Genomic DNA, 13,548 nt, shown 5'->3' with positions numbered 1-13,548 from the left:
TCGCCAAAGGCGAGTGTTTTTTAATTGATTTTTGCGTATACGCGTGCATCACGTAAGCTACCATCTGGTGCTATGAAATCATTTTCCATTGTACCTTCTAGAATAAATTCTAAACGTTCTGCTAGGTTACATGCATTTGTATTTGTTGCATCAATACGAATTTCAATTCTTCTAGCACTTAGCTTATCAAAGGCAAATTGAATGGCACCTTTAATAGCTTCAGTCATATAGCCTTGTTTTGTATACGTACTATGCAGCCAGAAGTGAAGTGAAAACTTTGGAATATCCCAGTTTTCAGGTTTAAGCGTTATAGCCCCGATGAATGTACCAGATACTTTATCGTATAAGTGAAAATCAAGTGTTTCACGAAGTAAAAACTGTCCGTGAGCGTTACGAACGATTTCTTCAGCACTTTCTTCTGTTTCAGCGTTAATTGGCATCCACGGTACTAAGTCTTCTAGAGAAGCTTGGATTGCTTCATACACTTCTGTACCATCACCTGGAAATGGTTTACGAACTTGTAAGCGTTCAGTTTGAAATAATGTTGGAAAATCTAATAATAATGGTTTCAAGTGAAATCCCTCCTATTCTCTACTTTTTAGTTTAGCAAAGTAGAGCGGAATTTCAATGTTAATTCGTCATACTTTTTTCTTTCTTTCATACATTTTTAGTAAGAGTGTGAACGGAGGGAAGAAAAATGTGGAGAAAAACTTGGCAAGACCGTGTAATGTCTCACATACAGGAAAACTCTTCATTATATATATTTAACGCTGTTTTATTATTGATGGGAGTAATATTTGGGGCCATTCTCGTAAATAGTCTACAATTAAATCAAAAACAAGATTTATCATTTTATTTACAACGTTTTTTTGGACAAGTTTCTAAAGGGGAATTTGCTATTGCAAGCGAAATGTTCCGAGAAAGTTACTTTTCGCAATTAAAATACATTGGATTTATTTGGATTTTGGGGATTTCAATTATTGGATTGCCACTTATTTTTATTTTATTGTTTGTAAAAGGAGTAGTTGTCGGATTTACAGTAGGTTTTTTAGTCAGTCAGCATGGATGGAATGGATTATTATTAGCATTCGTTTCTGTATTGCCACAAAACCTCATTATTATTCCAGTATTTCTCGTTATGACAACAATTGCCGCAAGCTTTTCCTTACGCATGATTAGGCATCAATTTATTCGGAAAATAACCGAGCCGCTATTACCGTTATTAATTCGTTATACATGCTTCTTTCTTGTAATTGGAGCGGTGTTAGCTCTTGCTTCTAGTGTAGAAGCTTATGCATCACCAGTTTTAATGAAAGAAGTCGTTGAGGCTATTAATAAACAATAAATACTTTATGAGAATAATTATCAATTTGTTTTTATTGTTTTTCTTTTGACAGAAGCCCTTCTTCTGATATAATGGTGTAAGAGTGGCGAGGAGGGAGTAGTACCGAATGGAAGAAAGAATTGAACGAATTAAGAAGCAATTACATGCAGCGAGCTACAAGTTAACACCGCAACGTGAAGCAACAGTTCGTGTGCTGCTAGAAAATGAAGAAGATCATTTAAGCGCAGAAGATGTTTACCTCCTTGTAAAAGAAAAGTCGCCAGAGATCGGACTAGCAACCGTCTATCGAACTTTAGAACTATTATCTGAGTTAAAAGTTGTCGATAAGATTAACTTCGGAGACGGTGTTTCACGCTATGACTTACGCCAAGAAGGTGCGCAGCGTTTCCACCATCATTTGATTTGTACACAATGTGGTGCTGTACAAGAAATACAAGAAGATTTACTTGGTGAAGTGGAAAGGAAAGTAGAACGTGACTGGAGCTTTAAGGTGAAAGATCATCGTTTAACATTCCATGGGATTTGTAAAAATTGTCAAGAAAATGAAACGGATGAAAAATAACCTTTTCCTATTTATCTAGGAAGAGGTTTTTTATTTGAATAAGGTATAAATTGGTGAAAGCTTGGCATATGTTGTAATAACTTATATTTTGGAGGAGTTTACAATGCGCCGAGCTTTAAAATTAACTTTTGATGGAATAAAAGTATTTTTATTATTTACAAGTTGTACGATTTTGTTTTATTTCGCTATACTATGGATAAATGAAGAATATGAAAGCTATCATCGTTATGAAAAGCCACAAGAAGAGACTGTAGAAAAAGTATCAGGGAATGAAGAGCCGGCAAAGGATGCTTTCGTAAATAGAATGATGTTTTTCTATGAAAATGGGGAGTAGTGTAGATTGGAAGATCAATTAAAAGATTTTATTCATTATATGGTTGTCGAAAAAGGGCTTGCGAAAAATACAGTAGTATCTTATGAACGTGATTTAAAAAGTTATGTAAAGTATTTGCAAAATGTAGAACAGGCGAAAAGCTTTCATGAAGTGACACGCTTGCACATTGTTAATTTTCTGCAGCACTTAAAAGAAAACGGGAAATCTTCGAAAACATTAGCGCGTCATATTGCATCGATTCGCTCGTTTCACCAGTTTTTACTTCGTGAACGAGCGGTAGAGCACGATCCATCCGTACATATTGAAACGCCGCAAGGAGAACGGAAATTACCGAAAGTACTATCAATCGATGAAGTAGAAGCGTTACTTCAGACACCAAAAATGACGAGTGCTTTTGGGGTTCGTGATAAAGCGATGCTAGAGTTATTGTATGCGACAGGGCTTCGTGTTTCGGAATTAATTGCCTTAAATTTAGAAGATGTACATTTAACGATGGGATTTGTTCGTTGCATAGGGAAAGGGAATAAAGAAAGAATTATTCCACTAGGAAGTTTAGCGACGGAAGCAATTCAAAAGTATATTGAAAAGGGAAGAAGAGAATTGATGGGTAAAAAAGTAGTAGATGCACTCTTTTTAAACCATCATGGGAATCGATTATCAAGACAAGGATTTTGGAAAATTTTAAAACGATTAGCGAAAGAAGCAAATATTGAAAAAGAGCTTACGCCGCATACGTTGCGCCATTCTTTTGCTACGCATTTATTAGAAAATGGAGCAGACTTGCGTGCTGTGCAAGAAATGCTAGGACATGCAGATATTTCAACGACGCAAATTTATACGCATGTTTCAAAAGCTAGATTAAAAGATGTATATAAACAGTTTCATCCGAGAGCATAGTGACTATGCTCTTTTTTTCATAGATTCAAAAGGCTATAGTACTTCACAAAAACTTCACAAACATTTCGTACATTGTTTTCAGCAGAAGACTAGAATATTATAATGTATTTCCTCTATACTAAGGAAAGTATGAAGGAGGAAATACAGATGAAAAAACTTATTATGACTTTATTTATCGCGATGCTAGCATTGGCTGGCTGTAATACAAACAAAGAAGAACCGAAAAAAGAACAGAAACTAGAAGCTGTAAAAGTAGCAGTTCAAACAAATCCGAAAGAAATTAAACCTGGTGAAAAAACAGAAGTACAAGCACTTGTTACGCAAGGAAAAGAAAAAGTAACAGATGCTGATGATGTAAAATTTGAAATTTGGAAAGCTGGCGACGAAAAGCACGAAATGTTAGATGGTAAGCATAAAGGTAAAGGTGTTTATGCTGTAGAGAAAACGTTCGAGACGGATGGAGTGTACCATATTATCGCTCACACAAATGCGCGTGAAATGCATGTTATGCCAGAAGTAAAAGTGGCTGTAGGAAATGCGAAAGTAGAAGATGCGAAAAAAGAAAATAGTGATCACGGTGCAGGGCATGGCGATCATAAAAGTGATACAATGATCCACCTTATGGCTGGTGACATAAAAGCAAACGCTGAATCGACTATGAAAGTTCATTTAAAACAAAAAGAAGAAGCGTTAACTGGTGCTGAAGTACAACTTGAGATTTGGAAAGATGGTGTTGAAAAACACGAATTTATTCCAGCGAAAGAAGGAAATAAAGGAGAGTATGAAACGAAACATACTTTCAAAGAAAACGGTTCTTACAAAGTGAAAGTTCATGTTAAAAAAGGCGAACTGCATGAACATAAAGAAGAAACAGTAGAAGTAAAATAAAAAGTAGCTCTTTAGAGCTGCTTTTTTTATTTTTATCCCGCTTTAATGGGCAGTAAGACCCCCACCTCAAAATTCAACGAAAGCAAAGAAGTTAGGTGGGGGATCAACTGCCCATAAAAGTCCGATTGGTTCAACTAATAATCAGTGGGGGATGAAGAAAACCCCCACTGATTAAAGTTTCACTTTATCTCGTTATTTGTGAGCTAATTAATTTTTTACTTTATATGAAGAAATAAATCATGAAATAATTAGCACTTCTTTGCATAATGGATTACAATAGAAGTGTGAAGAAAATGAGAAAATCTACGAAAATGTATTAAAAAGAAAGCGTAAACATGGTATGATATCCGTATCAGATGTCTGACATCTGACTTAGAAAAAACTAGAAATGTTTTTGAGTCGTTTCAAAGAAAACGAAATAGGTTAGAGAATCATTTAAAGAAGTACTGTTTGACAATGAGAACGAAAGATAATTCTTATGGAGAACAGTTTCACTTTATAGCGTTTTGAACATACTACAAGAAGTAGAACTGAACTTATAGGAGGTCGCAGTTATGAATAAATATAAACGTATATTCCTAGTCGTAATGGATTCTGTTGGAATCGGTGAAGCACCAGATGCTGAACAATTTGGTGATTTAGGATCTGACACAATCGGTCACATTGCTGAACATATGAATGGATTACAAATGCCTAATATGGTGAAATTAGGTCTTGGTAACATTCGTGAAATGAAAGGTATCTCTAAAGTAGAAAAGCCACTTGGATATTATACAAAAATGCAAGAAAAATCTACTGGTAAAGATACAATGACAGGACACTGGGAAATCATGGGTCTTTACATTGATACACCATTCCAAGTGTTCCCTGAAGGATTCCCGAAAGAATTACTTGATGAATTAGAAGAAAAAACAGGTCGTAAAATCATCGGTAATAAACCGGCTTCTGGAACTGAGATTCTTGATGAACTTGGTCAAGAACAAATGGAAACAGGCTCTTTAATCGTTTACACTTCTGCTGATAGCGTATTACAAATCGCAGCACACGAAGAAGTAGTGCCACTTGATGAGTTATATAAAATTTGTAAAATTGCACGTGAATTAACGTTAGATGAGAAGTACATGGTAGGTCGTGTTATCGCTCGTCCATTCGTTGGTGAGCCTGGAAACTTTACACGTACACCAAACCGTCATGATTATGCATTAAAACCATTCGGCCGTACGGTAATGAATGAATTAAAAGATAGTGACTACGATGTGATTGCTATCGGTAAAATCTCTGACATCTATGATGGTGAAGGGGTAACTGAATCACTTCGTACGAAGTCTAATATGGATGGAATGGATAAGCTTGTAGATACATTAAATATGGACTTTACAGGTCTTAGCTTCTTGAACTTAGTTGACTTTGATGCATTATTTGGACACCGCCGTGATCCACAAGGATACGGAGAAGCATTGCAAGAATATGATGCTCGTCTTCCAGAAGTATTCGAAAAACTAAAAGAAGATGACTTATTATTAATTACAGCAGACCATGGTAATGATCCAGTCCACCACGGTACTGATCATACACGTGAATATGTACCGTTATTAGCATATAGCCCAAGCATGAAAGATGGCGGACAAGAACTATCACTTCGCCAAACATTTGCTGATATTGGTGCAACGGTAGCAGAAAACTTCGGTGTGAAAATGCCAGAACACGGAACAAGCTTCTTAAACGAGCTAAAGAAATAGGGGGATAAACAAATGAATCGTGAACTTATTACAAAATCAGCTTCATACTTAAAAGAGAAATTTCAAGAAACGCCACAAGTAGGACTAATCCTTGGATCAGGACTAGGTGTATTAGCAGATGAAATCGAGAACGCAGTAACAGTACCTTACAGTGAAATTCCTGAATTCCCAGTATCAACTGTAGAAGGACATGCAGGTCAATTAGTATTCGGTACACTTCAAGGTGTAACAGTAGTAGCAATGCAAGGACGTTTCCACTTCTATGAAGGATACGACATGCAAAAAGTAACATTCCCAGTTCGTGTTATGAAAGAACTAGGTGTAGAAACAGTTGTTGTAACAAATGCAGCTGGTGGTGTAAATACATCATTCGAGCCAGGCGATCTTATGTTAATTTCAGATCATATTAACTTCATGGGTACAAATCCATTAATCGGACCAAATGATTCTGAGATGGGTGTACGTTTCCCTGATATGTCTACATCATATACGACAGAGCTTCGTGAAATGGCGAAACAAGTCGCAGCAGACTTAAATATTAAAGTACAAGAAGGTGTATACGTTGGAATGACAGGTCCTGTATATGAAACACCTGCTGAAATTCGTATGCTTCGTACACTTGGCGGAGATGCAGTTGGTATGTCAACAGTACCTGAAGTAATTGTAGCGCGTCATGCTGGTATGAAAGTACTTGGTATTTCTTGTATTTCAAATATGGCAGCTGGTATTTTAGATCAGCCACTTCACCACGATGAAGTAATCGAAACGACAGAACGTGTTAAAGCTAACTTCTTAGCATTAGTAAAAGCAATTGTAAAACAAATGAAGGGGTGACCTCACAATGAGAATGGTGGACCTAATTGCAAAAAAACGTGACGGACATGCATTAACAACAGAAGAAATTAACTTTATTGTTGAAGGATATACGAATGGTGATATTCCTGATTATCAAGTAAGTTCACTTGCAATGGCAATTTTCTTCCAAGATATGAACGATCAAGAGCGTGCTGATTTAACGATGGCAATGGTAAATAGCGGTGATACAATCGACTTATCAGCTATTGAAGGAGTAAAAGTAGATAAGCACTCAACAGGTGGCGTTGGTGATACAACAACACTTGTATTAGGTCCATTAGTAGCCGCTTTAGGTGTACCGGTTGCAAAAATGTCTGGACGTGGTCTAGGACATACTGGTGGTACAATTGATAAATTAGAAGCAGTTCCAGGATTCCATGTTGAAATCGAAAATGATGAATTCATGCGTCTTGTAAATGAAAATAAAATCGCAGTTATTGGTCAAAGTGGAAACTTAACACCTGCGGATAAAAAATTGTATGCACTTCGTGATGTAACGGCAACAGTAAACTCAATTCCGCTTATTGCAAGCTCGATTATGAGTAAAAAAATTGCTGCTGGTGCAGATGCAATTGTTCTTGATGTAAAAACTGGAGCAGGTGCATTTATGAAAACAGATGAAGATGCAAAACGTTTAGCAGAAGCAATGGTGCGCATTGGTAATAACGTTGGTCGTAATACGATGGCTGTTATTTCTGATATGAGTCAACCACTTGGTGAGGCGATTGGTAACGCACTTGAAGTACAAGAAGCAATTGATACGTTACAAGGTAAAGGACCGAAAGATTTAGAAGAGTTATGTTTAACACTTGGAAGTCAAATGGTATACCTTGCTGGACAAGCTTCATCTTTAGAAGATGCACGTGAGAAATTAATTGAAGTCATGAACAACGGTAAAGCGCTAGAATCATTTAAAACGTTCTTATCAGCGCAAGGCGGCGATGCATCTGTTGTTGATGATCCTTCTAAATTACCACAAGCACAGTTTAAAATTGAAGTAGAAGCGAAGGAAGACGGTTATGTATCAGAAATCGTTGCAGATGAAATCGGAACAGCAGCAATGCTTTTAGGAGCAGGACGTGCGACGAAGGAATCTGAAATTGATTTAGCAGTTGGCTTAATGCTTCGCAAAAAAGTAGGGGACAGCGTGAAAAAAGGTGAATCCCTTGTTACCATTTACGCAAACCGTGAAAATGTGGAAGATGTAAAAGCAAAAATTTATGAGAACATGAAGATCTCTACAGACCACGTAGATGCACCAACTTTAGTGCATGGTATTGTAACGAAGTAATAAAAAAAGGCCAAGGAGTATTTCTCCTTGGCTTTTTTTGCTATTTTTTGTTTATAATAATAATGGGTGAAATTATGATTAGAATTTGTGCAATAACAAAAACAAATGAAGTATTATATGATGTTTCGCTAGAGGAAACAAAGAAAGACCATATTGTATGGTATTGGCTAGATTTATATAAGCCAACGAAAGAAGAGTATACATACATTTTACAAGATCATTTTAAATTCCATCCTCTTGCGATTGAAGACTGTATAGAATATGTACAGAGGCCAAAAGTTGATTTTTATGATGGATATAACTTTTTAGTTCTTCATGCATTTGGTGAGGATGGATTAGAACCGCACGAGATTGATTTATTTATAAGTGATCGTTATATTGTTTCTTTCCACTTTTCTCATAATAATGCAATCGAAAGAGTATGGAAAACACTTGGAGAAAAGAAGCGTATTAAAAATAGTCCTTTACACGTAGCGCATACCATTATCGACCAAATTGTGGACGACTATTTTGCGCCTGTATATTACATTGAGGATCATTTAAATGCCATTGATGATAATTTAACGGGTGAGACAGCAGGAAGTGTACTAGAAGAAGTATTTGATATACGTGCAGATTTATCGAAACTAAGACGTACAATCATTCCGATGCGTGATTTATTGTATCGTATTTTAAATTCGACTCGTTTTTACGGTATAAGTGATCATGAAATTTACTTTAAAGATATACATGATCATTTACTGAAACTGACAGAAATGATTGAGGCAAGCCGGGAGTTAACGGCAGATATTCGAGATAGCTATTTTTCATTAAACTCACATCATATGAATAACATTATGAAAACATTAACTGTATTCTCGACTATTTTCATGCCATTAACATTTATTGCGGGAGTATACGGAATGAACTTTACGCATATGCCAGAGCTTGGTGGACAATATAGTTATTTTGTTTGTCTACTTCTAATGGCACTAATTGGCGGTGGCATGATGGCTTGGTTTTATAAAAAAGGATGGTTTAAGTAAAAAAACACCGAGGAAAATTCCTCGGTGTTTTTTACTTAACCAATAGCATGTAATATAAACATGGCTAAGAATAAGCATGTAACGATATACATAGACGGTGCGACTTCTTTACGCTTTCCAAGAGCAACTTTTAAGATAGGATAAGCAATAAATCCGAACGCAATGCCATCAGCGATACTATATGTGAGCGGGATCATGACGATAATTAAGAACGCTGGAAATCCTTCTGAAAAATCGTTCAGAGGAATTTGCTGAATGCTTGTAATCATCAGGCCGCCAATAATAATTAAGATTGGTGCAATGGCACTATCAGGAATTAGTTTGACAAACGGAAGTGCAAACAATGATGCAAAGAATAACAACCCTGTAACGATAGACGTCAGACCTGTCTTTCCGCCTGCAGTAATACCTGCGGCACTCTCTACTGTTGATACGGTAGGGCTTGTGCCAAATAGACCACATGTCATTGCTGAAATTGCATTGGCTTGGTAAGCACGTGGGAATTTACGGTCATCTTCTAATAAACCGTGCAGAAGTCCCATGTTCTCAAAAATAAGCACCATGCTTAAGGAGAATGTTGCAATCCAAAACGGTAAGGAAGAAAGTTTGCCAAATGACATAGCTCCAAACACATCGCCGTAACTCGCGAATGAGAATGAACTATTTCCGATTTGACTTGTATCAACAAGACCAAATAGCCATGCAATACCAGTTCCTATTGCAATCGTCCATAAAAAGCTTCCACGTACGTTACGAATAAATAGTACAAGTGCAATGATAAGAGTAAGTATTGTCGCAAGAACGACAGGGCTACTTAATTTACCCATTGCAACAGCAGTATTTGGATTCGAAACGACTAAACCACCTTTTTGCAATCCGATAAATGCTAAAAATAATCCGATGCCGACAGTAATAGCTTCCTTTAATGACTTTGGAATCGATACTGAAAGCACGCGAGCGATTGGTGTAAACGCAGCAATTGCAAAAATAATACCAGAGATGAAGACAGCCGCTAATGCTTCCTGCCAAGTTAATCCAAGCGTATGCACAGCAGTGTACGTGAAGAATGCATTTACACCCATACCAGGGACAAGAATAGCAGGTGCATTTGCCCAAAATGCCATGAGCAGACATCCGACAAATGAACTGAAAACAGTTGCTAAAATTCCAGCTTCAAGAGGAATGCCAGCATCGGATAAAATTGATGCATTTACAATCATAATATATACGATCGTGAAGAATGACGTAACTCCAGCTAAAACTTCTTGTTTTGGTGATGTTTCGTGTAAACCTAATTTAAATGTTCTTTCAAGTATTCCTTTCATGTTAAACCTTCTTTTTCATATCCCTCTCCCACCCGTGATATCTCTTTTGTAAGAGCTCACCGTCCTTTATTATATCAGAACATCATGTTTTTACAACAAGGAAAATGATAACGTTTACTTATAAATGAAATTATTTATAAATACGTAAAAATCGCCCGTATTGTTGAAATGATTTCTAATTCTCCCGATTGAATGGGCGGAGCTGCTTGCGCATGTAAAGTAGCAAAGGACGTCACTTCCCGTGGTAATTGGACAGATTCTTCAACGAATGAGAGGGGAACAGGATTAATGTTTAAATTGTATGTACTCGCAATAGCACGAGCTTTTTCTACCGCTTGTTGCAGAGCTTGAATGAGAGCTTGCTCATAATATTTATTTGGGTGAGATATTCGAAAACGTAAACCTTTTGCTAAGTTTGCTCCATTTGAAACGGCTATATCATATACTTCCCCTGCTTTTTGTACATTTAAAACGGTAATTTCATACAAATGTTCCACACGGTATCCTTGTAGTAATGCTTTATCATTTACATATTCGTACTGGGGCGTAATCGTATATGAAATGGTTTCTATATTTTTGTCGGCAATACCTAGTTGTTTTAGTGCATCTAATAATTGTTGTGATTGCACTGCATTCTCTTCTTGTGCCTGCTTTACATTTTTATGATCTGTACGAATACCAATCGTTAATATAACAACATTTGGTTTTGCTTTTACAACACCTTCACCTTGCACTGTAATGGTAGCTTCTTTTCCAGTATTAGCTGTACGTACATTGTGTAAATAAGGGTTCATTCCACCTTGCATTTTCCATCACCATCCTTATTTATCCCGCTATTTGCGGGCAGTAAGCCCCCCACCTTAAAATTCAGCGGAAGCAAAGAGGTTAGGTTGGGGGATCAACTGCTTGTAAAAGCCCGATTGGTTCAACTAATAATCAGTAGGGGATGAACAAAACCCCCACTGATTAAAGTTTCACTTTATATGTATATGTGTGAACAAAAAAGAAATTTGTATGAAAAAGTTACATAAATGGGAATGTTACAGAAAGAAAGCATATACAACGAGGGTATTTATAGATTATAATATGTGTAAATATGATAAAAAAGGGACGAGGCTAGTGAACGAAAAAAGAGAAACACTGATTTTAGAATTATCCGGATCATTTCGAAAGATGATACGTTTATTACAAAATGATATTAATACACGTTTTGCAGAACATATGCCATACAACGAATTTTCTGTATTACGCGCGTTATTTTTAAACAGTCCACAGATGGCTTCGCAAATTGCGAGTGAAGTAAACGTAACCTCCAGTCATATTACAGCTGTTACTGATCGTCTCGTACGAAAAGGGTTTGTAGAAAGAAAGCGTTCAAATTCAGACCGTCGTATCGTGTACTTAGAAATTACAGAACACGGAAGAGAAGTAACTGAAAAACTTGAAGCTGTGCGTAAAGAATATTATAAAGATAGATTTAAAGGTTGGAGCGACCAAGAAATAGAAATGGTATTAGAGCTATTTGGCCGCGTATTATAATAAATGAGGATAGGAAGCGAAAGCTTTCCTATCCTTTTTCTTTTGAATAAAAACATTTTGAAACTCCAATACTTTAATTAAAAAGAATCGGAGTGAAAAATTATGAAACATTTTTCTATGCTTCTTATTATGATTGGAAGTTTTTTCTGCTTTTATCAATTCGCGGATGCCGCAACGCCTCTTCAAGTCGTTCAAAAAGAATTACAACATATTTCAAATAAGCAACCTGTTTTATATTCAAAACTATGGATTCGTTCAATGCAGAATGCTATTTTATTTCATCATAGTGATAACATTCGGCATGAAGACACGATCAGTAATGTAACAAAGTCTTCTCTTGTAAAAGTAAAACAACTGCCACTTCAAAAAGCATCGCAGTACATCCCGAGATTATCACAATATATTTCTAAGTTTGAGGCTGAGAATGTGCAAGTATATTATGTTGCAGCTCGTTATGAAGTGAAAAAAGAAAATCCGTATCAGTTAAATGGAATGAATTATTTTATGCAAGTGTTTATTCAACAAGGGGGGGAATGGCGAATTGCTGAGAGCATAGTTGCTCCAACAGATCAAATCGTGGCAAATGGTGATGGATTTGGAACGAAGCAAGAAAAAGAGTATGGGAAAAGAAGAGAGAATGTGAAATAACCTCCTCATCGAGAGGAGGTTATTTTATTTAAAATTCCAAGAGACTTTCCATTTTAATATTTTAGGTAGGAGGAAATACGTAATGAAACTAGTTACTAAAAATCCGATGTAAAAGCTGGACAATGAGTGCGCTCGACTTAGCATTAAACCTCCAACGATCCCGCCAAAGAAAATCGCACAAGCTAAAACTACTTTTTGTAGTTTTGGATATAATAAGTAGTTACCATTTCGCTCATTGACTGAACGGGCATATAAATATATACCGAGTGGTAATAAAATAATGATATGTGCGATAGGGCCAAGCAATGTTTTTGCTGGTGGAATCTTTGTAAAGTTTGGTTCATTATGACGTACTCCAGCTTCATCAGTATAAGCATTTTGAGGATTGTAATCAAAGCGAATATGAAAATCTTCTGCTGGACTAGAAATACGTATGTTTTCCATAACATCATGTATAATGCCATTGTTCTCATGAAAGTCGGCATTCGAGTGAACAGCAATGACTCCTGATATTAGAGATGGAAGTAACGCTGGGAAGATTAATATAGCTGCAGTAAGAAATCCTTGCGATATCACATTTCCAGCGATTGTTCCTATACATAAGGCAAGTGTATAAATAGCAATTAATACAATTAACATGTATATAAAGTAACTATGAAAGGGGGAGAATACTTGATATTTATTATGAAAAGTTAACTTTTTCATAATAGCAAATAGTCCCCAGTTTAGAACGACAACAGCGGCGATATTACAGATTCCAAACAACCACTTTGTTATATAGAGGTGCGAACGTTTAAAGGGCATAGACCATAGCAAGTCGCTAGAGTTATCTTGTCTTTCCCATCCAATTAACGTACAAGCTAGCACGATAAGTACACTACCTAACATCATGACAGGATCTAGTAGTGTAAAATCAAAGGAGTAATGATATATATAGTGCCACTTTTTATTGTCATTTAGAAATTGTTGCTCTTGAATAGAAGTCATGTAGTAGTTATATGACAAAGTATAGAAGCTGACGAGCCAAAATAACCATACAACATATTTACTTTGGTGATACGTTCTTAGCCATAGTGCTTTTTGAAACATAGGATCTCTCC

Annotated in this window: 15 protein-coding genes; 11 read left to right on the top strand and 4 right to left on the bottom strand. The window is 36.4% G+C overall.

Going from position 1 to position 13,548, the window contains the following annotated elements:
- Window positions 1-20: 20 nt before the first annotated feature.
- Complete coding sequence (locus FOT98_RS03930) at window positions 21-572, bottom strand: GNAT family N-acetyltransferase (protein ID WP_061678131.1); 552 nt, start codon at window positions 570-572, stop codon at window positions 21-23.
- 155 nt (window positions 573-727) lie between these two features.
- Between FOT98_RS03930 and spoIIM the strand changes: the two genes are divergently transcribed.
- The 9 genes from spoIIM to corA all read left to right on the top strand — a co-directional run bounded on the left by spoIIM (window position 728) and on the right by corA (window position 8,936).
- Entirely contained in the window at window positions 728-1,345 is a 618-nt protein-coding gene (gene spoIIM, locus FOT98_RS03925; RefSeq protein ID WP_226544967.1) for a stage II sporulation protein M, read from the top strand.
- Window positions 1,346-1,451: 106 nt separating this feature from the next.
- Entirely contained in the window at window positions 1,452-1,907 is a 456-nt protein-coding gene (gene fur, locus FOT98_RS03920) for a ferric iron uptake transcriptional regulator (RefSeq protein WP_000392657.1), read from the top strand.
- 103 nt (window positions 1,908-2,010) lie between these two features.
- Window positions 2,011-2,241 carry a YqzK family protein gene (locus FOT98_RS03915; protein ID WP_001250433.1) on the top strand — a complete coding sequence of 77 codons (231 nt, stop codon included), beginning with the start codon at window positions 2,011-2,013 and terminating at the stop codon, window positions 2,239-2,241.
- Window positions 2,242-2,247: 6 nt separating this feature from the next.
- Complete coding sequence (gene xerD / locus FOT98_RS03910; RefSeq protein WP_000390083.1) at window positions 2,248-3,138, top strand: site-specific tyrosine recombinase XerD; 891 nt, start codon at window positions 2,248-2,250, stop codon at window positions 3,136-3,138.
- Between the two features lie 147 nt (window positions 3,139-3,285).
- A complete protein-coding gene (locus FOT98_RS03905; protein WP_000733664.1) occupies window positions 3,286-4,026 on the top strand; it encodes a FixH family protein in 741 nt (246 codons plus the stop codon).
- A 554-nt stretch (window positions 4,027-4,580) separates the two neighbouring features.
- Window positions 4,581-5,765 carry a phosphopentomutase gene (gene deoB / locus FOT98_RS03900; RefSeq protein ID WP_061679094.1) on the top strand — a complete coding sequence of 395 codons (1,185 nt, stop codon included), beginning with the start codon at window positions 4,581-4,583 and terminating at the stop codon, window positions 5,763-5,765.
- Between the two features lie 12 nt (window positions 5,766-5,777).
- Window positions 5,778-6,599, top strand: a complete 822-nt coding sequence (locus FOT98_RS03895; protein ID WP_001078444.1) for a purine-nucleoside phosphorylase — start codon at window positions 5,778-5,780, stop codon at window positions 6,597-6,599.
- Between the two features lie 7 nt (window positions 6,600-6,606).
- Complete coding sequence (locus tag FOT98_RS03890) at window positions 6,607-7,911, top strand: pyrimidine-nucleoside phosphorylase (protein WP_061679095.1); 1,305 nt, start codon at window positions 6,607-6,609, stop codon at window positions 7,909-7,911.
- Window positions 7,912-7,973: 62 nt separating this feature from the next.
- On the top strand, window positions 7,974-8,936 hold the full coding sequence (corA, locus tag FOT98_RS03885; RefSeq protein ID WP_061679123.1) for a magnesium/cobalt transporter CorA: 963 nt from the start codon (window positions 7,974-7,976) through the stop codon (window positions 8,934-8,936).
- 35 nt (window positions 8,937-8,971) lie between these two features.
- Here the strand turns inward: corA and FOT98_RS03880 are convergent, their stop codons facing one another.
- Complete coding sequence (locus tag FOT98_RS03880) at window positions 8,972-10,261, bottom strand: NCS2 family permease (RefSeq protein WP_061679096.1); 1,290 nt, start codon at window positions 10,259-10,261, stop codon at window positions 8,972-8,974.
- A 134-nt stretch (window positions 10,262-10,395) separates the two neighbouring features.
- Window positions 10,396-11,067 carry an SIMPL domain-containing protein gene (locus FOT98_RS03875; protein ID WP_063260886.1) on the bottom strand — a complete coding sequence of 224 codons (672 nt, stop codon included), beginning with the start codon at window positions 11,065-11,067 and terminating at the stop codon, window positions 10,396-10,398.
- A 313-nt stretch (window positions 11,068-11,380) separates the two neighbouring features.
- On the opposite strand from FOT98_RS03875, the gene FOT98_RS03870 reads away from it, so the two are divergent.
- Entirely contained in the window at window positions 11,381-11,800 is a 420-nt protein-coding gene (locus FOT98_RS03870) for a MarR family winged helix-turn-helix transcriptional regulator (protein WP_061679124.1), read from the top strand.
- A gap of 102 nt (window positions 11,801-11,902) precedes the next feature.
- On the top strand, window positions 11,903-12,448 hold the full coding sequence (locus FOT98_RS03865) for a hypothetical protein (protein WP_063260887.1): 546 nt from the start codon (window positions 11,903-11,905) through the stop codon (window positions 12,446-12,448).
- Between the two features lie 24 nt (window positions 12,449-12,472).
- On the opposite strand, the gene FOT98_RS03860 is transcribed toward FOT98_RS03865, so the two are convergent.
- Window positions 12,473-13,537 (bottom strand): ABC transporter permease subunit, encoded by a 1,065-nt coding sequence (locus tag FOT98_RS03860; protein WP_063260888.1) that lies wholly within the window; start codon window positions 13,535-13,537, stop codon window positions 12,473-12,475.
- Window positions 13,538-13,548 lie beyond the last annotated feature (11 nt).

Source organism: Bacillus sp. HY001 (assembly GCF_007558965.1).
Taxonomy (GTDB): Bacteria; Bacillota; Bacilli; order Bacillales; family Bacillaceae_G; genus Bacillus_A; species Bacillus_A mobilis.
The sequence above is the reverse complement of the archived record's forward strand: the minus strand, read 5'-3'. Positions and strand labels throughout refer to the sequence as shown.

Bases quoted from the DNA above. Each gene is read 5' to 3' on its own strand.
- spoIIM (WP_226544967.1), top strand. From the start codon at position 728: ATGTCTCACATACAGGAAAACTCTTCATTATATATATTTAACGCTGTT.
- fur (WP_000392657.1), top strand. From the start codon at position 1,452: ATGGAAGAAAGAATTGAACGAATTAAGAAGCAATTACATGCAGCGAGC.
- FOT98_RS03915 (WP_001250433.1), top strand. From the start codon at position 2,011: ATGCGCCGAGCTTTAAAATTAACTTTTGATGGAATAAAAGTATTTTTA.
- FOT98_RS03905 (WP_000733664.1), top strand. From the start codon at position 3,286: ATGAAAAAACTTATTATGACTTTATTTATCGCGATGCTAGCATTGGCT.
- deoB (WP_061679094.1), top strand. From the start codon at position 4,581: ATGAATAAATATAAACGTATATTCCTAGTCGTAATGGATTCTGTTGGA.
- FOT98_RS03895 (WP_001078444.1), top strand. From the start codon at position 5,778: ATGAATCGTGAACTTATTACAAAATCAGCTTCATACTTAAAAGAGAAA.
- FOT98_RS03890 (WP_061679095.1), top strand. From the start codon at position 6,607: ATGAGAATGGTGGACCTAATTGCAAAAAAACGTGACGGACATGCATTA.
- corA (WP_061679123.1), top strand. From the start codon at position 7,974: ATGGGTGAAATTATGATTAGAATTTGTGCAATAACAAAAACAAATGAA.
- FOT98_RS03880 (WP_061679096.1), bottom strand. From the start codon at position 10,261: ATGAAAGGAATACTTGAAAGAACATTTAAATTAGGTTTACACGAAACA.
- FOT98_RS03875 (WP_063260886.1), bottom strand. From the start codon at position 11,067: ATGCAAGGTGGAATGAACCCTTATTTACACAATGTACGTACAGCTAAT.
- FOT98_RS03865 (WP_063260887.1), top strand. From the start codon at position 11,903: ATGAAACATTTTTCTATGCTTCTTATTATGATTGGAAGTTTTTTCTGC.
- FOT98_RS03860 (WP_063260888.1), bottom strand. From the start codon at position 13,537: ATGTTTCAAAAAGCACTATGGCTAAGAACGTATCACCAAAGTAAATAT.